Source organism: Microbacterium sp. GbtcB4 (assembly GCF_019091465.1).
GTDB lineage: Bacteria > Actinomycetota > Actinomycetes > Actinomycetales > Microbacteriaceae > Microbacterium > Microbacterium paraoxydans.
This window is the reverse complement of record NZ_JAGXJJ010000006.1, coordinates 65,691-83,175: the sequence shown is the minus strand read 5'-3', so window position 1 is coordinate 83,175 and position 17,485 is coordinate 65,691. Positions and strand designations below refer to the sequence as shown.

Sequence of the window (17,485 nt, the reverse complement as noted above, 5' to 3'; positions counted from 1 at the left end):
GGGGTGCGATTGTGATCCCGGGAGAGGCTGTGGGGAGGGACGCGAACAGGTGTAAAAGATTCTTGACACGCTCGGGAGCGCGGTCGTAGTCTCGTGTCAAGAATTTTTGACACGAGGAGATTCGCATGGTCTACGAGGAGCGCAACGTCTGGGCCGGGCTCATCGTCAGCCCGATCGTCGCGGTCGTCTACGTCGTGCTGCTGCTGCAGCAGGCCGGCGGCGGTCCGCTCACCGCCACGGACTGGTTCCCGCTGATGCTGTGGACGATCGGCGGGGGCATCGTCGGGACGATCGTGCTCAGCGTCCTCTGGGGGATCATCGCCGGGATGTCCGATCCGGACGGCGTCGGCCGCTCCGACATCCGCGACCGGGACATCGGCCGGATGGGAGCCCGCGTGGAGCAGGCCTTCGTCACCATCGCCGGCCTCGGGGTCATCGTCCTCTGCGGTCTTGGCGCCGACGTGTTCTGGATCGCGAACGCCATGTTCGCCGGGTTCCTCGTGGCGGCCGTCGTCGGCGGTGTCGCCCGGGCGATCGCGTACCGCCGGGGGCTCCGCTGATGGTCAAGCCCACCCTCGTCTCCAACACCATCCGCGCCCATCGCGAGCGCGCCGGACTCACGCAGGCCGAGCTCGCCCGCACGATCGGGGTCACCAGGCAGACCCTCATCGCGATCGAACAGCAGAAGTACTCGCCGACACTCGAGCTCGCGTTCCAGATCGCCCGGGCGTTCGGGGTCGGGATCGACGACCTGTTCGCGTATCCGACCGACCCCGGAGGTGCCGCATGACCGAGACGATGCCCGCCTGGACCCGCGAGACGTACGGCCCGGCCGCCGGGACGACACTGACCCGGCAGCCCGTCCCCCAGGCGCATCGCGGCGAGGTCGTGCTGCGCGTGCAGGCCACCGCCCTCAACGCCGGCGACGTGCGGCTGCTCCTCGGCGACCCGCTGCTGGTCCGGCCGTTCTTCGGGCTCACCCGCCCGAAGCACCCGGTGCGGGGACTCGACGTCGCCGGCACCGTCGTGGCGGTCGGCGCCGACGTGGTGAACGCCGAACTCGGTGAGCTCGTCGTCGGGGAGCTCCAGGGCGGCGGCGGCCTCGCCTCCCACGCCCGCATCGCGGCCGACCGCGTCGTGCCCGTCCCGCCCGATGTGACGCCCGAGGCGGCGGCCTGCCTGCCGATCGCCGGAGGCACCGCGTGGCAGGCGCTCGACGCCGCCGGGGTGGGGCTGCGGCACCGTGCGCAGCGGGTCCTCGTGATCGGGGCGTCCGGCGGCGTGGGGACGTTCGCCGTGCAGCTCGCGGCGCTCCGCGGGGCCGAGGTCTGGGCGACGTGTGGCGCGCGCAATGCCCTGCTGCTGGAACGCCTCGGAGCCGTGCGCACGCTCGATCACCGCACGTCTCCGCTCACGCACCTGCCCTCCTCGCGGTTCGACGCCGTCATCGACATCGCGGGAGGGGTGCCGATCCGCGAGCTGCAGCGCCTCGTCCGGCCGGGTGGCCGCGTGGTGCTCGTGACCGGCGACGGCGGACGCGTGCTCGGTCCGGTGCCGCGGATGATCCGCGCCGCCGTGCTCTCGCTCCGCGGGCCGCGGGTGGTGTCGCTCACGGCGACCCCGCGCCCTGAGGTCCTCACGAAGCTGCTCGAGCTCGTGGAGGAGGGGCATCTGGTGCCGGTGATCGAGCGCACGTATCCGTTCGACGACGGGGTGTCCGCGCTCGCGCACGTCGAAGCCGGGCACACGGTCGGCAAGGTCGTGGTGACGCAGCGCGAGGGCTGAGGGCGACACGGGACGGATGCTGGTGGCGCCCAGGGTCCGGTGGCACAATGGTCACCGGCGTGCCCGAGTCGCATCTTCCCCTCCGCCTCTTCCGAGCAGGGGGTCGAAGGACCGCCGGGCCCCTGGACAGCGTCCGCCGCGCCCGTTCACACGAGGAGCATCCATGTCGACGCCGGAGACCGCCGTCACCACCGCCCCCACGCGCACCGCGCACCGCCGCCACTACCTGATGTGCCGTCCCGAGCACTTCACGGTGAACTACTCCATCAATCCGTGGATGGAGCCGTCGCGGCCGACCGACACCGCCAACGCCGTCGCCCAGTGGCAGAAGCTCTATGACCTGTACGTCGAGCTCGGTCACGAGGTCGAGCTCATCGATCCGCTCCCCGGCTACCCGGACATGGTCTACACGGCCAACGGCGGCTTCCTCATCGATGGCCGCGCCTACGTGCCGGAGTTCCGGTTCGTCGAGCGCCAGGGCGAGGCTCCGGCCTTCGCCGACTGGTTCCGCGCCGCCGGCTACGACACGGTGATGCCGAAGGAGGTCAACGAGGGCGAGGGCGACTTCCTGCTCGTCGGCGACGTGATCCTCGCGGGCACGGGCTTCCGCTCCACCGGCGACAGCCACCGCGAGGTCGGCGAGGTCTTCGGCCGCGAGGTCGTGTCGCTGAACCTCACCGACCCCCGCTTCTACCACCTCGACACCGCGATCGCGGTGCTCGACCCCGTGCAGGGCGTGGAGAACGGCGGTCCCGAGCGGGCGAACATCGCCTACCTCCCCGGGGCCTTCGACGACGCCAGCCGTGCCGAGCTGGAGAAGCGCTTCCCGGACGCGATCCTCGTGTCGGACGAGGACGGCGCGGTGTTCGGCCTGAACTCCTCGAGCGACGGCTACAACGTCATCATCTCGCCGCGGGCGAAGGGCTTCGAGCAGCAGCTCCGGGAGCGCGGCTACAACCCGATCACCGTCGACCTGTCCGAGCTCCTCCTCGGTGGCGGCGGGATCAAGTGCTGCACGCTCGAGCTGCGGGGTGCGAAGTGACGATCGAGCAGGCGGCGGGCGCTTCGACGAGCTCAGCGACCCAGGGAACGGACGCTTCGACCCAGGGGGCGGACGCAGCGACCCAGGGAACGGACGCTTCGACCCTTCGACAGGCTCAGGGACCCAGCGCGGTCGCCGAGCCGCACGTCGCGCACAACTACCACCCGCTGCCGGTGATGATCGCGCGCGGCGAGGGGGCATGGGTCACCGACGTCGAGGGCAAGCGGTACCTCGACCTGCTCGCGGCCTATTCCGCGGTCAACTTCGGGCATCGTCACCCCGCGCTCGTCGCGGCACTGACCGAGCAGCTCGGTCGGGTCACGCTCGTCAGCCGGGCGTTCCAGAGCGACATGCTGGAGCCCTTCGCCGCCGCCCTCGCCGAGCTCTGCGGCAAGGAGCTCGTGCTGCCGATGAACACGGGCGCCGAGGCGGTGGAGACCGGAATCAAGGTCGCCAGGGCCTGGGGCTACCGCGTGAAGGGCATCCCCGAGGGGAAGGCGCGGATCGTCGTGGCGAAGGGCAACTTCCACGGCCGCACGACGACGATCGTGAGCTTCAGCGACGACGAGACTGCGCACGACGACTTCGGTCCCTACACGCCGGGCTTCGACCGCGTGCCGTTCGGCGACGCGGAGGCGATCGCCGCGGCGATCACGGAGGACACGGCGGGCGTGCTCGTGGAGCCGATCCAGGGCGAGGCCGGGGTCGTGATCCCGCCGGAGGGGTACCTGCGCCGCATCCGCGAGATCTGCGACGAGAAGAACGTGCTGTTCATCGCCGATGAGATCCAGGCCGGCCTTGGCCGGGTCGGCGAGACCTTCGCGTGCGACCGTGAAGGCGTCGTTCCGGACCTGTACCTGCTGGGCAAGGCGCTCGGCGGCGGCATCCTGCCGGTCTCGGCCGTGGTGGGGAACACGGATGTGCTGGGCGTGATCCGCCCCGGCGAGCACGGCTCCACGTTCGGCGGCAACCCGCTCGCGGCGGCCGTCGGCCTCCGCGTGGTGGAGATGCTGCAGACGGGCGAGTTCCAGGAGCGTGCGCGGGCGCTGGGCGCGCACCTCGAGCAGGCGCTGCAGCCGCTGATCGGCAAGGGGGTCACGGGTGTGCGCATCGCCGGGCTGTGGGCGGGCGTCGACATCGACCCTGCCATCGGCACCGGCCGCGAGATCGCGGAGAAGCTGCTCGACCGCGGTGTGCTCGTGAAGGACACGCACGGGCAGACCATCCGCATCGCCCCGCCGCTCGTCATCCGGGCCACGGAGCTCGACTGGGCCGTCGAGCAGCTCAAGGTGGTACTCGACGCCTGACCGCGGCCGACCCACCCCCTTCTGCACGAGCCACCCCCTTGCGAACGTTCGCAAGGGGGTGGCTCGTCTCGAAAGGGGTGGGTCGACGGATCAGGCCGGCGGGGAGTCGGGGTCGAGCGTGCGGAGGGTGTCCTCCTCGGCGGCGTTGTCGGCCGCGAGCTCGTCCTCGGTGTTCTCGTCGCCGCCCAGCGGAGCGTCGCGGCCCGGGCCGGAGCTGCCCTGGATGGCGCCGCCGGTCGACTCGCCGCGGGAGCTGTCGCCCTGGATCGCGCCGCCGGTGCCGTCGCCCTGGCCGGAGTTCTCGTCAGGGACGTCGACGCCGGGAGCGCCTTCGGCCGGATCCTGCGGGTGCGGGGTGCTCATGTTCTCGTCCATGACCCGACGCTACGACCGCCGGGCCGTGATGAGGAAGGCGTTGACAAACGCCTTCGCAGCTCACTCGCCGTCGCGGCGCGGGAGGCGGATGGGCGTGGTCGCCGCCGCCTTCTCCGTGTAGTCGACCGGCTCGACGGGCTGCACGACGCGCAGCGGCCGGGTCTCGTCGAGCGTCAGCCGGAAGCGGCTGCTCTCCTCACGGCGCAGACGCCCTGACGTGAGCACCCAGGTCACGCCGATCGCGCACGCGATGAAGCCGGCGGTCCCGCCGAGCATGATGGCGGCACGAGGACCGAACGCGTCGGCGACCCAGCCGGCGATCGGCGCGCCGACCGGAGTCGACCCCATGATGACGGCCATGTAGAGGGCGAGCACGCGTCCGCGCAGTGCCGGATCCGTCGTGATCTGCACGTAGCCGTTGGCCGTGGTCAGCAGCGTCACGATCATGAAGCCGGTGAACGTGAGCGTGACCGCATAGGAGAGGTAGGTGGGCATCGCGGCCGAGACGAAGGCGGCGATCCCGAAGCCGCCCGCCGCGAGGATCACCACGCGCACCCTCGCCCGGTCCCGACGCGCGGCGAGAAGGGCGCCGATCAGGGACCCGATCGCGAGCACCGAGCTCAGCACCCCGTACCCGTCGGCGCCGGCTCCGAACTCCAGCGCCATGGTCGAGGCGAAGATCGGGAAGTTCATGCCGAACGCGCCGATGAGGAACACGGTCACGAACACGACCTTGAGGTCGCTGCGCGCCCAGACGTACCGGAACCCCTCGGCGAGGCCGCCGCGGTTGCGGTTCTTCGGCCGCGGTGCGAGCAGGTGCGTGCGCATGAGCAGCAGCGCGACGATCATGGCGAGGAACGTCGCGGCGTTGACGATGAACACCCAGCCGGAGCCGATCGCGACGATGAGCAGACCGCCGACCGCGGGGCCGATCATCCGGGCGAGGTTGAAGGAGGCGGAGTTGAGCGCCACGGCGTTGGAAGTCTCGGTCGCGGACACCATGTCCGACACGAAGGCCTGCCGCGCGGGGGCATCGAAGGCGTTGACGATGCCGAATCCGAGGGCGAAGGTCAGCATCATCGGCAGGGTCATCACCCCGGCGAGCAGCAGGGAGCCCACGGCGATCGCGAGAGCGAGGAGCGCGGTCTGCGTGGTCAGGAGGATCTTCCGCCGGTCGAAGCGATCCGCGACCCAGCCGGTCAGGCTCACGAGAACCAGGGGAGGACCGAACTGCAGCGCCATGGTGACGCCCATCGCGGTCGCGTCGTTGTCGGTGAGTTCGGTCAGCACGACCCAGTCCTGCGCGGTGGCCTGCATCCACCCGCCGACGTTCGACACGAGGGCTCCGGCGAACCAGATCCGGTAGTTGATGTTCGCGAAGGAGCGGAACATGGCGTTCATCGCTCCACCACCCTCCGCATCAGGGCGCTGGCTTCTCGCAGCGTCGCCAGCTCCTCCTCGGTGTAGTCGACCTCGCGGAGCATGTCGGCCAGCAGCACGTCGCGGCGGCGGATGGTCTCGACGACGATCTCGACGCCGGCGGGGGTGATGTCCACCTGCACGCGGCGGCGGTCGTCCTCGTCGGGGGTGCGGGCGACATAGCCCTGCTCCTCCAGGCCGTTCACGATGCTCGTCATCGACGGGGCGGTCACGCGCTCGCGCTCGGCGAGGGTGGAGATCGTGCGCCGACCGTTCATGCGGAGGTCGGCGAGGACGGCGAGCTGAGTGTCGCTCATCATGTCGGCGGCACGGGCGCAGCGGAGCCGGCGGGCGAGCCGGAACGTGGCCATGCGGAGGTCTGTGGCGGTGAGGTGCAGGGAATCATCGGACGCAGACATACTTAGTTAGTCTATCTAATATTTCTGCCCCGAGGGCCGGGGGAGCCGGGGTCAGCGGGCACAATGGAGGGGTGACCCGAACGATCGCTCTCGAAATCGCCGTCCAGGATCCCGCCGGAGTGCGCATCGCCGCCGAGGTCGGCGCCGCCCGCGTCGAGCTCGCCACGGCCCTCGCGCTGGGCGGGCTCACCCCGTCGCCGGCCACCCTGGAGCTCGCGCTCGAAGCCGCGGGGGCGAGCGGCCCCGAGGTGCACGTCCTCATCCGTCCGCGCGCCGGCGGCTTCCACTACAGCGCCGATGAGCTGGCCGTCGCCGAACGCGACGTGCGGCACGCGGTCGCGGCGGGCGCAGCGGGAGTGGTGATCGGCGCGCTCGACGGCGAGGGCCGACTGGATCGCGACGCCATGGCCCGGCTGCGGGATGCGGCCGGGGGAGCTCCGGCGACCCTGCACCGCGCGATCGACGTGACCGCCGACCCGGTGGCGACCCTGCGGGCCGCGAGGGAGCTCGGGCTCCGGCGCGTGCTCACCTCCGGAGGGGCGTCCGCGGCGATCGACGGCATCGACACCCTGCGCGCGCTCGTCGCCGCAGCCGAGGGGCAGATCGAGGTGATGGCCGGCAGCGGCGTCGACGTCGCGAGCGCTCCGGTGCTCGCCCGGGCCGGGGTGGACGCCCTCCACTTCTCCGCGAAGCGGGCCGTGACCGAGGACGGTGGCGTGCGCATGGGCTCCGCCTCCGACGGGGTCGGCGGCTACGAGGTGACGGATCGCGACATCGCCTTCGCCATCCGCGACGCCATCCGCGACGCCCTCGCGGAGACCGACCGGTAAGGCAGGACCATGACCGAGACCCGCGAGTACACCGACAGCCACGGCATCGCCATCGTCTACGACGTCCACCCGGCGGAGGGGACGCCCCGCGGCGTCGTCCAGCTCCTGCACGGGGTGGGGGAGCACGCGGGACGGTATCCCGCGCTGATCGCCACACTCACTGGAGCGGGATTCACCGTCTACGCCGACGACCATCGCGGGCACGGGCGCACCGGCATGCGCCAGCACGGCGACCCCGCCCGCCTCGGACGGCTCGGTCCCGGGGGACTCCGGGCGGCCAAGGACGCGGTCTGGCAGCTGACCGGCATCATCCGCGACGAGAACCCCGACCTCCCGCTCGTGCTCCTCGGGCACTCGTGGGGGTCGTTCCTCGCGCAGATGCTGGTGAACGAGCACGCGGAGGCCTTCGATGCGGTCATCCTGTCGGGCTCGGCGCTGCGCACGCCTCGCTCCCTGAACCCGGCGCCGCTGAACGCCGCGTGGGCCGCCGACGACGCGACCGGATACGAGTGGCTGAGCCGTGACCCCGCGGTGTGGAAGGCCTTCGAGGAGGATCCGCTCACGACGGGAGTGCCGCTGCTCAAGCTCTTCGGCCTGCTCGACGCGGCGCGACTCTACGGGCGTCCGGCGAAGCACCTCGCGCGCGACCTCCCGGTGCTCCTCCTCGTCGGCCGTGACGATCCGGTCGGCGGTCCCCGCAGCGTCCACAAGCTCGCCGACGCGTACCGCCGACGCTCCGGGCTCACGGACGTCACGACCCTCGTCTACCCCGACGCGCGGCACGAGATCTTCCAGGAGCTCCAGCAGGACGAGGTGCGCGCCGACGTGCTCGCCTGGCTCGACGCCCACATCCCGGCCCGCTGACCCCCCGCCGCCCCGGTCGGCCCGTTCCGTCCGGGATCACTTTCGCGCCTTCCGTCCGGGATCACTTTGGTGCCCGGAACACGTCCCAGAGGCGCGTTCTTGCGCTCGCGACGAGTGTGGGGCCTCGGCGCGCGTCGACGAGGCAGCGTCTGCGGCGACGTGTCGGGATCACGTTCGCGCCTCCGGCCATCCCGCGGGATCACTTTCGGGCCGCGGGCCGTCTCGCGGGATCACTTTCGGCCCTGCGACGGGCTGCGAAAGAGCGTTTTCGAACACGCGCGGTGAGCGGGTGCGTTGGCGCCCGCGCTCATCGTCGAGATCGCGGGCGCCTCACCCCACTCCGGGACAACGTTCGTGCCTCCCTCCGGCCCAGTGCGGGATCACTTTCGGGCCCGGGGTGGGCGGCGGGAGAGCGTTTTCGAACACACGCGGTGAGCGGGTACGCCGGTGGCCGCGCCGCTGATCGGGGCGGTGGTGGTGAGTTCGGAGCGTACGCGTGGCCGAGGGCCGCGCGGTGGCGGGATCAGAAATGGGCTGGAGGACGGGATGGCGGGTGCGGTTTCGATCCCGAGGGAGGTGTGTGGCGGGCGTGTCCGGGTGGCGGGATCAGGAACGGGCGCGGAGCGCGGTGCCAGGGGGACGGTTTTGATCCCGCGCGGGAGGGGTGGCGGGCTGCGCGCCGGGGGCGGGATCAGGAACGGGCGGGGGAGGGGGCGGGGAGGGGCGGGTTTGATCCCGCACGGGAGGGAGGGACGGACGGGAGGGAGGGGCGGGGCTGAGGGACGGGGCTGAGGGCGGAGGGAGTGTGACGCGGGATGACGCGGGGTGAAGGCGTGTGACGGAGGGAGGCCACGGGCCGTGGGGGCAGCTCTAGATTCGGGGCACATCCGCACGAGCGAGGGGGAGGGCCCGCGGCGATGAGCTTCCTGACCGACTGGCATGAGTGGCACGCGGCGCGCGAGCGCTATGCGGGGTCGGAGTACGGGCCGTCCGCGCTGGAGTCCACGAACTGGCTCATCACCGAACCCGCCGCGGTCGACGGCGTGCCCGGACTCTGGGCCCTCACCGGGGACGGCGGCATCCGCGGCAGCGAACTGGGACCGTCGGGGTCGGTCGTCACCCTCCGCGGCACCCAGACCCTGCGCCTCGGGCGGCGCGAGCTGCGTGTGTTCGACCGCAACGGACTGCTGGCCCTCCGCGTCTGGAACCCCGCTCGTCCGCAGCGGGAGTGGTTCACGGCGATCGACGCCTACGCCCCCGACGAACGATGGCGGATCCCGGCCACGTTCGAGCCCGCGCCAGACGAGCGGATCGTCGTCACGGCGGTCGACGGCGAGGAGCGCGAGACCCCGATCGCCGGACGCCTGCGGTTCGAGCTCGCCGGGGCCCCGCGCGAGCTCACGGTCACCCGCAGCGGGAGCGGAGCGCTGAGTGCGGTCTTCGCCGACGGGACGAACGGGCTGGAGACGTACCGGTTCCGGTTCCTCCCCGTCGACGAGCCCGCCGCCGACGGGTCCGCCGTGATCGACTTCAACCGGGCGTACCTGCCGCCGTGCGCCTTCTCCGACCAGTTCATCTGCCCCCTGCCCACGCCCGGCAACCGCTACTCCACGCCGATCAGGGCCGGGGAACGCGTGGTCGTGCTCGGCGGCTGACCACGGCGGCAGCGTGCGCCTTAAGCTGGATCCGTGCACGGTGAATACAAGGTTCCTGGGGGCAAGCTCGTCGTCGTCGACCTCGAGGTCGAGAACGACCGGATCGCGCGGTTCCGGCTCGCCGGGGACTTCTTCCTCGAACCGGACTCCGCGCTCGACGACATCAACGCCGCCGTCGAGGGCCTCCCCGCCGAGTCCGACGCCACGGCCATCGCCGCGGCCGTCCGCGGTGCCCTCCCCGAGGGGGCGCAGCTGCTCGGCTTCAGCCCCGAGGCCGTGGGCACCGCCGTGCGTCGCGCTCTGGTCACCGCGCCCGGGTGGCGCGACTTCGACTGGGAGATCGTCCACGAGAAGGCGGTCTCGCCGCGCATGAACCTCGCCCTCGACGAGGTGCTCACCTCCCGGGTGGGCGAGGGGCGCCGTCGTCCGACGCTGCGCATCTGGGAATGGGACGAGTCGGCCGTCGTCATCGGGTCGTTCCAGTCGTACCGCAATGAGGTCGACCCCGAGGGTGCTGCGACGCACGGCTTCGACGTCGTCCGCCGCATCTCCGGCGGCGGGGCGATGCTCATGGCCGCGGGGCAGATCATCACCTACTCGCTGTACGTGCCGGCCTCGCTCGTGGCGGGTATGACCTTCGCCGACTCCTACGCGTTCCTCGACGACTGGGTGCTGCAGGCGCTCCGGTCGCTCGGCATCGACGCCGTCTACCAGCCGCTCAACGACATCGCGAGCCCGACCGGCAAGATCGGCGGCGCCGCGCAGAAGCGCCTCGCGAACGGTGGCGTGCTGCACCACGCCACCCTCTCCTACGACATCGACGGCCAGATGATGACCGAGGTGCTGCGCATCGGCCGCGAGAAGCTCAGCGACAAGGGCACGACCTCGGCAGCCAAGCGGGTCGACCCGCTGCGCAGCCAGACCGGACTGGAGCGCGCCGAGATCATCGAGCGCTTCAAGGACACGTTCCGCTCGCTCACCTCCGCCGAGGACGGCGGCATCACGCCGGACGAGTACGCCGATGCCCAGGCGCTGGTGGAGTCGAAGTTCTCGACCGACGCGTGGCTGCACCGGGTTCCGTGAGCCCTTCGACAGGCTCAGGGACCCCTTCGACAGGCTCAGGGACCCCTTCGACGGGCTCAGGGACCCAAGGGGGCGGCTCAGGGGTCCAGGATCCGGGGCGGGTGTCGGTGATCGAGGGGGACAACCTCGCGGTCGCGGCGACCCTCCCGTCCGCATCCTTCACGCTCGTCTACCTCGACCCGCCGTTCAACACCGGAAGAGTGCGGGAGCGGCAGGTGGTCACCGCCCGCCGCACGTTCACAACTCAGGAAGAATCGGCGGATCCGGACGGGAGCAGCCCCGAATCGGCCGACACCGCATCGGATCTCCTGGGATCTGAACGGGCGCCCGGCGAGCCCGAGGTGCGACACGGCTTCCACGGGCACCGGTATGAGCGGGTGCGCGGCATGCTGCGCGCCTACGACGACAGCTTCGACGACTACGGCGCCTTCCTCATGCCGCGGCTGGAGGAGGCCTGGCGGCTGCTCGCCGACGACGGCACCCTGTATCTGCACCTGGACTACCGCGAGGCGCACTACGCGAAGGTCATGCTCGACGCGGTGTTCGGCCGGGACTGCTTCCTCAACGAGCTCATCTGGGCGTACGACTACGGCGCGAAGTCCCGGCGGCGGTGGCCCACCAAGCACGACACGATCCTGGTGTACGTGAAGAACCCGCGGACGTACGTGTTCAACTCCGACGACGTCGACCGGGAGCCGTACATGGCGCCGGGACTGGTGACCGCGGAGAAGGCCGCGCGCGGCAAGCTCCCGACGGACGTGTGGTGGCACACGATCGTCCCCACCACGGGGCGCGAGAAGACGGGGTATCCGACGCAGAAGCCGGAGGGCGTCCTGCGGCGCATCGTGACCGCGTCGAGCCGGCCGGGCGACCGGGTGCTCGACCTCTTCGCGGGCAGCGGCACGACCGGAGCCGTGGCCTCTGCACTCGGTCGGGAGGCGGTGCTCGTCGACGACAACCCGGAGGCGGTGCGGGTCATGGCCGCGCGCATCCCGCACGCGGAGGTCCGCCGGGCCTGAGCGGGCCTGGTCGAAAGCGGCCGTCAGAGCCCGATCGAGACCTTCCGCAGGGTCTCACTCACCGTCCAGACCGTCCGCATGCCGGCCGTGAGCCGCATCACGGACCCCGGTCCGAGCTCCACCGGAGGGAGCGCGGGCGCGGTGAACGTCACGGTCGCGCGCCCGGAGAGCACGACGAACACCTCGTCCTCCTCGACGTCCACCGCGGTGCCCGGCGTCATCTCCCACACGCCGATCTCGATCCCGCCCGCATCGTCGAGCACCGCGTAGGCCGTGGTCGGCGCGCCGTCGCGGACGTCCTCGTCGGGCAGCGGGGCGTGCGTCAGCGCGAGGCTCCCCGCGTCGACGACGGCCCCCGGGGGGAGCGCGGTCACGAGTCGAACCCCATGCCGAGAGCGTCGAGCGTCTTCAGGAACAGGTTCCGGCGCCCCTCGTTGTGATCCGCCCTGTCCATCGCGGCGCGGACGAGGTTGATGCCGACGGACGCGGCGGGCTCCGGCGGGAACGGGATCGGCTTCTCGCGCACCATCCGGAGCTGCGTGCGCTCGGTCTCCTCGCCGGCGAGCTTGTCGAGCATCACGTCCGCAGCGAACCGGGCGGCGCCGACCCCGAGGCCGGTGAAACCCGTGGCGTAGGCGACCCGGCCGCCGCGGGCGGTGCCGAAGAACGCGCAGAACCGGCTCGACGAGTCGATCGCTCCGGCCCAGCGGTGCGTGAAGCGGAGGCCGGCGAGCTGCGGGAACGTGGTGAAGAAGTGCGAGGCCAGGCGCCGGTGGCTCTCCATCCGATCCTCGTAGGCGGGGCGCACCTTGCCGCCGAAGTGGTAGACCGCGTCGTAGCCGCCGAACAGGATCCGGTCGTCGGCGGTGAGGCGGTAGTAGTGGAACTGGTTGGCGCTGTCGGCGAGCCCCTGGCGGTTCCGCCAGCCGATGGACGCGAGCTGCTCGGCCGACAGCGGCTCCGTCATCAGCACGTAGTCGTACACGGGAACCGTCATGAGGCGGTTGCGCTTCAGGAGCGAGGGGAACACGTTCGTCGCGAGCGCCACCGTGTCGGCCGTCACCCGGCCGTGCTCCGTGACGAGGGTCACCGGACCGGAGTCCGCGCCCTCGATCCGCCGGACGAGGCTGTGCTCGTGGATCTCCACGCCGAGCTCGGCGGCCACCCGCGCGAGCTCCAGGCCCAGCTTCGCCGGGTGTACGAGAGCGCAGCCGTCCCGGTCCCACGCGCCGGCGAGGAACGTGGGCGAGTGCACCTCCGCCTGCACCGCCTCCCGGCCGAGGAAGCCCTCCTCGTCGCGCAGCCACTCGACCTGATGCGGCTCGACGGCCACCGCGAGCTGGCCCGTCCGCTCGAACTCGGCATCCATGTCGTACCGCCGCACGGTCTCGGCGATGCTGTCGAGGTTCTCGTGGCCCAGCTCCTCCAGACGGTCGATCTCCTCGGGCCAGCGGTTCACGCCGTTCTCGTGGCCGTGCGTGAGGCTGGACTCGCAGAAGCCGCCGTTGCGCCCGGACGCCGCCCAGGCCACGCGGGACGCCTCGAGGAGGACCACCCTCCGCTCCGGATCCCGCTCCTTCGCGCGCACGGCTGTCCAGAGTCCGGTGTAGCCGCCGCCGACGACCACGAGGTCCGTGTGCACGGTGCCGCGGAGCGGCGGATGCGCGGGGCGCTCGACGTCGTCGAGCCAGAAGACCGACAGGGCGGTGTCGCGCAGGGCGTCGTCGATGACGGACTGCGGAGGACGCCGGCGTTCGAAGACCGTGGTGCCCATGTTCACTCCGATGCGAGGGGAGCGCTTCAGCGCGTTCCCCAGTTGTAGAGGTCTTTGTAGAGGCCGGCGTAGAGCAGGCTCTCCGTCTGGATGATGCCGGGAATGGTACGGATGCGGGTGGCGATGAGGTCGAGCAGGTGGTCGTCGTCCTCGCACACCGCCTCGACGAGGATGTCGAACGTCCCGAGAGTGACCACGACGTACGCGAGCTCCGGGATCGCCGTGAGCTCCTCCGCGATCGCGCGGGGGTCGCCGGACACCCGGATCCCGATCATCGACATGCGGTGGAAGCCGAGCTGCAGCGGGTCGGTCACGGCGACGATCTGGATCAGGCCCGATTCGGTCAGCCGCTGCACCCGCTGGCGGGCCGCGGCCTCGCTGAGCCCCACCTCCCGGGCGATCTCCGCATAGGGACGCCGACCGTCCTCCTGCAGCAGCTCGACGATGCGCTTCGAGATGTCGTCGAGGGCGGGGGGAGGCGTCTTCGGACTCATGTACCGATCGTGACACTCGGATGGGGGCTGCGCAACCGAATCCGTCGATCTGTGGACGAAAAGCTACAGATTCCGCGTTCTGATGGCTACCATGGCGCTATGTCCTCACCGTCGACGATGACCGTGCCCCTGCAGAACTTCATCGGCGGTCGCGCCGTCACCGCAGCGGGGAGCGGGCGCCTGCCGCTCATCGATCCGGTGACGGAGGAAGCCTACGGCGAGATCCCGATCTCCGACCGCACCGACGTGGATGCCGCGTATGCCGCGGCCGCGGCGGCGTTCCCGATCTGGCGGGACACCCCGCCGTCTGCGCGCCAGCTCGCGCTGTTCCGCATCGCCGAGGAGATGGCCGCGCGGGCCGAGGAGTTCGCCGACCTCGAGTCGAAGGACACCGGCAAGCCGCGGGCGACGATCGTCGCCGACGAGATCCTGCAGTCCGTGGACCAGCTGCGGTTCTTCGCCGGCGCCGCGCGGAGCCTCGAGGGTCGAGCCGCCGCGGAGTACCTCCCCGGGCACACCTCCTTCGTGCGCCGGGAGCCGATCGGCGTGATCGGGCAGGTGACGCCGTGGAACTACCCCCTGAACATGGCGGTGTGGAAGATCGCTCCCGCGCTCGCCGCCGGGAACACGGTCGTGCTGAAGCCGGCGGAGTCCACGCCGCTCACCACCCTGCTGCTCGCGGAGATCGTCGCGCGCCACACCCCCGCCGGCACCCTCAACATCGTGCTCGGCGACCGTGAGACCGGAGCGGCCCTCGTCGAGCATCCGACGCCGCAGATGGTGGCCATCACCGGCTCGGTGCGCGCGGGCATGGCCGTGGCCCGCTCGGCGGCCGACGACGTCAAACGCGTGCACCTGGAGCTCGGCGGCAAGGCGCCCGCGATCGTCTTCCCCGACGCGTCGATCGAGAAGGCGGTCGAGGGTATCGTCACGGGGGCCTTCTTCAACGCGGGGCAGGACTGCACCGCGGCGACCCGGGTGCTCGTGCACGCGTCGGTGCACGACGAGCTCGTCGCGGCACTGGTGGAGCGGACCCGCACGCACGCGCGGACCGGGGCGCCGGACGAAGAGGGCGTGCTGTACGGACCGCTGAGCAGCGCGGCCCAGCTCGCGCAGGTGCAGGGCTTCGTCGACCGGCTTCCCGGGCATGCGACGGTTGCGACCGGCGGGGCGCGGCAGGGTGACCGGGGCTACTTCTGGGAGGCGACCGTCGTGACCGGCGTGCAGCAGGACGACGAGGTCGTGCAGGGGGAGATCTTCGGTCCCGTGCTCACCGTCCAGCCCTTCGACACCGAGGAGGAGGCGCTCGCGATGGCGAACGACGTGCCGTACGCGCTCGCCGCGTCGGTGTGGACCCACGATCATGCCCGCGCCATGCGCTTCTCCCGGGATCTCGACTTCGGGTGCGTCTGGATCAACACCCACATCCCGTTCGTGTCGGACATGCCGCACGGCGGTTTCAAGCACTCCGGATACGGGAAGGACCTGTCGCAGTACGGCTTCGACGACTACACCCGCGTCAAGCACGTGATGAGCGCGCTCGACTGACGGCGGGACCGCTTCAGCGCGGGGCGAGGTGCTTGACGCGGCGGTGCTCGCGGAGCGTGAACTGCGGGCGCTGATCGATCTTCGTGGCCCCGTCGAGCTCCCACCCGTGCCGGGCATAGAAGCCGTCGGCGCGGTCGTTGCCGTCGAGCACCCAGAGGTAGGCGCGGGTGTGGCCGGCGTCGATCATGCGCTGCTCGGCGGCGTCGAGGAGGGCGTGCCCCGCCCCCGTCGACCACGCGGTCGGGTCGGCGTAGATGCCGTACAGCTCGGCGTCGTCCGGGCCGTCGGGGTCGCGGCCGGAGCCGAACGACGCCCAGCCGACGACGGTGCCGTCGCGCTCGGCCACCAGGGTCCCGAGGCTCGTGGGCAGCGGGTCGGCGAAGATGCGGCGCCACCCGTCGGCCCGCTCCGAGACGGACAACCCGTCCAGCACCTCCTGGTCGATGAGGCCCTCGTAGGCCGCCTGCCACGAGCGCACGTGCACTCCGGCCACGGCCTCGGCATCGTCGGCGACGGCGTCTCGGATCACCAGGGGCGTCATCCCTCCACCCTATGCGCGCCCGCCGACGTCCTTCCGTCCCCTCCCGGTACTCGGTGACCCGGTGCAGGCGACCCGGCCGGAGAAGACGGGTCGACGGGTGCGACGCGATGTGGCAGGCTGGCGGGCACCGACTCCGCACGAGAATCGACCCCCCAGAGGTTCCGCCGCATGTCACGACCCCTCGCAGGACCGCAGACCCTGCTTCGTACACTCAACGGCCGCGCGATCCTCGAGCGCCTCGCCCGGAGCGGACCGCAGACCCGGGCCGAGCTCATGGCGGCGACCGGCCTCTCCCGCACGGCCGTGACCCAGGTGCTCCGGATGCTCGACAGCGCCGGGGCGGTCACCGCGGCCGGGGTGGACCGCGACACCCGCGGGCCGGCGGCCGGCCGTGTCGCGCTGCACCCGGCCCTCGGCTTCGCGGCCGCCGTGCACGTGGACCATCACGCCGCCCACGTCGTCCTCGTCGACGCCACCGGCGCGGTCAGGGCCGAACGGCACGGAGCCTTCCCCGTGGGCGAAGACCGGGTCGCGCACATCGCCGCGCTCGTCACGGCCTGCCGTCGATCCGTGAAGGGCGCGCTCCACCTCGCCGTCGTCGGAGTGCCCGGGATCGTGGCCGCCGACGGCGCGATCCGCGACGACCAGGGGCCGGACGGCGGCGCCTTCCGCGCGGCTCTCGCGGCCGCCCTCGACTGCCCGGTCCGCGTCGAGAACGACGTCAACCTCGCCGCGCTCGCCGAGTCGACCAGCGGCGTCGGCATCGACCTCTCGAGCTTCGCGCTCCTGCTGCTCGACGACGACCTCGGCGCCGGCATCGTGATCGACGGGGCGCTGCATCGCGGGTTCTCCGGAGTGGCGGGCGAGGTGATGTACCTCCCGCAGACGCCGGTCCCCATCGGCGCCCCGGTCGCGGGCGCCACGGTGGTGCGGGACCTCGCTCTCGGCCTCGGACTGGATGTCGACGCGCCGTTCCTCGCCCACCTGGAGGCGGCGCGGCACGGCGACGAGGCGGCGCAGGCCCTCGTCGCCGAGATCGGACGGCGGCTCTTCCTCGCGGCGGGCAGCGTCGCGCTCGTGCTCGATCCCGAGGCCTTCATCCTCGGCGGGGAGGCGGTGCACCCGGCGCTCCTGGACGCGATCGAGCGCGTCGCGGACGAGTTCTCCGCGCAGCTGCCGCTCCGCTTCCTCGCCTCGGCGTTCGGGCCGGAGGCGCCGCTCGTCGGAGCCGTGGGCGAGGCGGCCTCCGCGCTCCGTGCCGACGTCTTCACCCGGATCCTCACCCCCGCCCGCGCAGCCGCCGCCGGCCGCTGACCGCCCGCCCGACAGG

19 protein-coding genes are annotated in these 17,485 nt (G+C 71.8%); 12 read left to right on the top strand and 7 right to left on the bottom strand.

Going from position 1 to position 17,485, the window contains the following annotated elements:
* Nucleotides 1-125: 125 nt before the first annotated feature.
* The 5 genes from KVS71_RS11305 to rocD all read left to right on the top strand — a co-directional run bounded on the left by KVS71_RS11305 (nucleotide 126) and on the right by rocD (nucleotide 4,134).
* Nucleotides 126-560 (top strand): hypothetical protein, encoded by a 435-nt coding sequence (locus KVS71_RS11305; protein WP_217584577.1) that lies wholly within the window; start codon nucleotides 126-128, stop codon nucleotides 558-560.
* The gene (locus KVS71_RS11300) at nucleotides 560-790 is read left to right on the top strand and encodes a helix-turn-helix transcriptional regulator (protein ID WP_060922632.1); all 231 of its coding nucleotides are present in this window, start codon (nucleotides 560-562) and stop codon (nucleotides 788-790) included. Before KVS71_RS11305 ends, KVS71_RS11300 begins: the two co-directional genes overlap by 1 nt.
* A complete protein-coding gene (locus KVS71_RS11295; RefSeq protein ID WP_217584576.1) occupies nucleotides 787-1,785 on the top strand; it encodes an NAD(P)-dependent alcohol dehydrogenase in 999 nt (332 codons plus the stop codon). Before KVS71_RS11300 ends, KVS71_RS11295 begins: the two co-directional genes overlap by 4 nt.
* Nucleotides 1,786-1,948: 163 nt before the next feature.
* Complete coding sequence (ddaH, locus tag KVS71_RS11290) at nucleotides 1,949-2,827, top strand: dimethylargininase (RefSeq protein ID WP_060922634.1); 879 nt, start codon at nucleotides 1,949-1,951, stop codon at nucleotides 2,825-2,827.
* Nucleotides 2,824-4,134: an ornithine--oxo-acid transaminase gene (gene rocD / locus KVS71_RS11285; protein WP_217584575.1), complete on the top strand. Its 1,311-nt coding sequence runs from the start codon at nucleotides 2,824-2,826 to the stop codon at nucleotides 4,132-4,134. The genes ddaH and rocD overlap by 4 nt, the downstream gene beginning before the upstream one ends.
* A 90-nt stretch (nucleotides 4,135-4,224) precedes the next feature.
* Here the strand turns inward: rocD and KVS71_RS11280 are convergent, their stop codons facing one another.
* The 3 genes from KVS71_RS11280 to KVS71_RS11270 are packed head-to-tail and all read right to left on the bottom strand — an operon-like array spanning nucleotide 4,225 to nucleotide 6,347.
* Nucleotides 4,225-4,509: a hypothetical protein gene (locus tag KVS71_RS11280; protein ID WP_060922636.1), complete on the bottom strand. Its 285-nt coding sequence runs from the start codon at nucleotides 4,507-4,509 to the stop codon at nucleotides 4,225-4,227.
* Between the two features lie 60 nt (nucleotides 4,510-4,569).
* Nucleotides 4,570-5,901 (bottom strand): MFS transporter, encoded by a 1,332-nt coding sequence (locus tag KVS71_RS11275; protein ID WP_060922638.1) that lies wholly within the window; start codon nucleotides 5,899-5,901, stop codon nucleotides 4,570-4,572.
* A 5-nt stretch (nucleotides 5,902-5,906) separates the two neighbouring features.
* Nucleotides 5,907-6,347: a MarR family winged helix-turn-helix transcriptional regulator gene (locus KVS71_RS11270; protein ID WP_060922637.1), complete on the bottom strand. Its 441-nt coding sequence runs from the start codon at nucleotides 6,345-6,347 to the stop codon at nucleotides 5,907-5,909.
* Between the two features lie 71 nt (nucleotides 6,348-6,418).
* Here KVS71_RS11270 and KVS71_RS11265 point away from each other — a divergent pair, with 71 nt between their 5' ends.
* From KVS71_RS11265 to KVS71_RS11245, 5 genes are all read left to right on the top strand, one after another.
* A complete protein-coding gene (locus tag KVS71_RS11265; RefSeq protein ID WP_144882015.1) occupies nucleotides 6,419-7,177 on the top strand; it encodes a copper homeostasis protein CutC in 759 nt (252 codons plus the stop codon).
* 9 nt (nucleotides 7,178-7,186) lie between these two features.
* A complete protein-coding gene (locus tag KVS71_RS11260; RefSeq protein ID WP_217584574.1) occupies nucleotides 7,187-8,041 on the top strand; it encodes an alpha/beta hydrolase in 855 nt (284 codons plus the stop codon).
* 917 nt (nucleotides 8,042-8,958) lie between these two features.
* Nucleotides 8,959-9,696: a DUF1684 domain-containing protein gene (locus tag KVS71_RS11255; RefSeq protein WP_217584573.1), complete on the top strand. Its 738-nt coding sequence runs from the start codon at nucleotides 8,959-8,961 to the stop codon at nucleotides 9,694-9,696.
* Nucleotides 9,697-9,729: 33 nt separating this feature from the next.
* Entirely contained in the window at nucleotides 9,730-10,779 is a 1,050-nt protein-coding gene (locus KVS71_RS11250) for a biotin/lipoate A/B protein ligase family protein (RefSeq protein ID WP_217584572.1), read from the top strand.
* Nucleotides 10,780-10,880: 101 nt separating this feature from the next.
* Nucleotides 10,881-11,798, top strand: coding sequence for a site-specific DNA-methyltransferase (locus tag KVS71_RS11245; RefSeq protein WP_217584657.1), 918 nt, complete (start codon nucleotides 10,881-10,883; stop codon nucleotides 11,796-11,798).
* Between the two features lie 23 nt (nucleotides 11,799-11,821).
* Here KVS71_RS11245 and KVS71_RS11240 read toward each other — a convergent pair whose 3' ends face one another.
* The 3 genes from KVS71_RS11240 to KVS71_RS11230 are packed head-to-tail and all read right to left on the bottom strand — an operon-like array spanning nucleotide 11,822 to nucleotide 14,066.
* A complete protein-coding gene (locus KVS71_RS11240; protein ID WP_217584571.1) occupies nucleotides 11,822-12,172 on the bottom strand; it encodes a cupin domain-containing protein in 351 nt (116 codons plus the stop codon).
* Complete coding sequence (locus KVS71_RS11235) at nucleotides 12,169-13,572, bottom strand: FAD-dependent oxidoreductase (protein ID WP_217584570.1); 1,404 nt, start codon at nucleotides 13,570-13,572, stop codon at nucleotides 12,169-12,171. The genes KVS71_RS11240 and KVS71_RS11235 overlap by 4 nt, the downstream gene beginning before the upstream one ends.
* A 26-nt stretch (nucleotides 13,573-13,598) precedes the next feature.
* Nucleotides 13,599-14,066: an Lrp/AsnC family transcriptional regulator gene (locus KVS71_RS11230; protein WP_025105441.1), complete on the bottom strand. Its 468-nt coding sequence runs from the start codon at nucleotides 14,064-14,066 to the stop codon at nucleotides 13,599-13,601.
* A gap of 99 nt (nucleotides 14,067-14,165) precedes the next feature.
* Between KVS71_RS11230 and KVS71_RS11225 the strand changes: the two genes are divergently transcribed.
* Nucleotides 14,166-15,614, top strand: a complete 1,449-nt coding sequence (locus KVS71_RS11225; RefSeq protein WP_254635693.1) for a gamma-aminobutyraldehyde dehydrogenase — start codon at nucleotides 14,166-14,168, stop codon at nucleotides 15,612-15,614.
* 13 nt (nucleotides 15,615-15,627) lie between these two features.
* Here KVS71_RS11225 and KVS71_RS11220 read toward each other — a convergent pair whose 3' ends face one another.
* Nucleotides 15,628-16,155 carry a GNAT family N-acetyltransferase gene (locus KVS71_RS11220; RefSeq protein WP_217584569.1) on the bottom strand — a complete coding sequence of 176 codons (528 nt, stop codon included), beginning with the start codon at nucleotides 16,153-16,155 and terminating at the stop codon, nucleotides 15,628-15,630.
* 168 nt (nucleotides 16,156-16,323) lie between these two features.
* On the opposite strand from KVS71_RS11220, the gene KVS71_RS11215 reads away from it, so the two are divergent.
* Nucleotides 16,324-17,469 carry an ROK family transcriptional regulator gene (locus KVS71_RS11215; RefSeq protein WP_217584568.1) on the top strand — a complete coding sequence of 382 codons (1,146 nt, stop codon included), beginning with the start codon at nucleotides 16,324-16,326 and terminating at the stop codon, nucleotides 17,467-17,469.
* Nucleotides 17,470-17,485: the final 16 nt, after the last annotated feature.

What these genes read in the sequence shown, in the direction of transcription:
- KVS71_RS11220 (WP_217584569.1), bottom strand. Translation starts at nt 16,155, where the DNA reads ATGACGCCCCTGGTGATCCGAGACGCCGTCGCCGACGATGCCGAGGCC.
- KVS71_RS11305 (WP_217584577.1), top strand. Translation starts at nt 126, where the DNA reads ATGGTCTACGAGGAGCGCAACGTCTGGGCCGGGCTCATCGTCAGCCCG.
- KVS71_RS11215 (WP_217584568.1), top strand. Translation starts at nt 16,324, where the DNA reads ATGTCACGACCCCTCGCAGGACCGCAGACCCTGCTTCGTACACTCAAC.
- KVS71_RS11280 (WP_060922636.1), bottom strand. Translation starts at nt 4,509, where the DNA reads ATGGACGAGAACATGAGCACCCCGCACCCGCAGGATCCGGCCGAAGGC.
- KVS71_RS11255 (WP_217584573.1), top strand. Translation starts at nt 8,959, where the DNA reads ATGAGCTTCCTGACCGACTGGCATGAGTGGCACGCGGCGCGCGAGCGC.
- KVS71_RS11230 (WP_025105441.1), bottom strand. Translation starts at nt 14,066, where the DNA reads ATGAGTCCGAAGACGCCTCCCCCCGCCCTCGACGACATCTCGAAGCGC.
- ddaH (WP_060922634.1), top strand. Translation starts at nt 1,949, where the DNA reads ATGTCGACGCCGGAGACCGCCGTCACCACCGCCCCCACGCGCACCGCG.
- KVS71_RS11225 (WP_254635693.1), top strand. Translation starts at nt 14,166, where the DNA reads ATGTCCTCACCGTCGACGATGACCGTGCCCCTGCAGAACTTCATCGGC.
- KVS71_RS11270 (WP_060922637.1), bottom strand. Translation starts at nt 6,347, where the DNA reads ATGTCTGCGTCCGATGATTCCCTGCACCTCACCGCCACAGACCTCCGC.
- KVS71_RS11300 (WP_060922632.1), top strand. Translation starts at nt 560, where the DNA reads ATGGTCAAGCCCACCCTCGTCTCCAACACCATCCGCGCCCATCGCGAG.
- KVS71_RS11260 (WP_217584574.1), top strand. Translation starts at nt 7,187, where the DNA reads ATGACCGAGACCCGCGAGTACACCGACAGCCACGGCATCGCCATCGTC.
- KVS71_RS11295 (WP_217584576.1), top strand. Translation starts at nt 787, where the DNA reads ATGACCGAGACGATGCCCGCCTGGACCCGCGAGACGTACGGCCCGGCC.
- KVS71_RS11235 (WP_217584570.1), bottom strand. Translation starts at nt 13,572, where the DNA reads ATGGGCACCACGGTCTTCGAACGCCGGCGTCCTCCGCAGTCCGTCATC.
- KVS71_RS11275 (WP_060922638.1), bottom strand. Translation starts at nt 5,901, where the DNA reads ATGTTCCGCTCCTTCGCGAACATCAACTACCGGATCTGGTTCGCCGGA.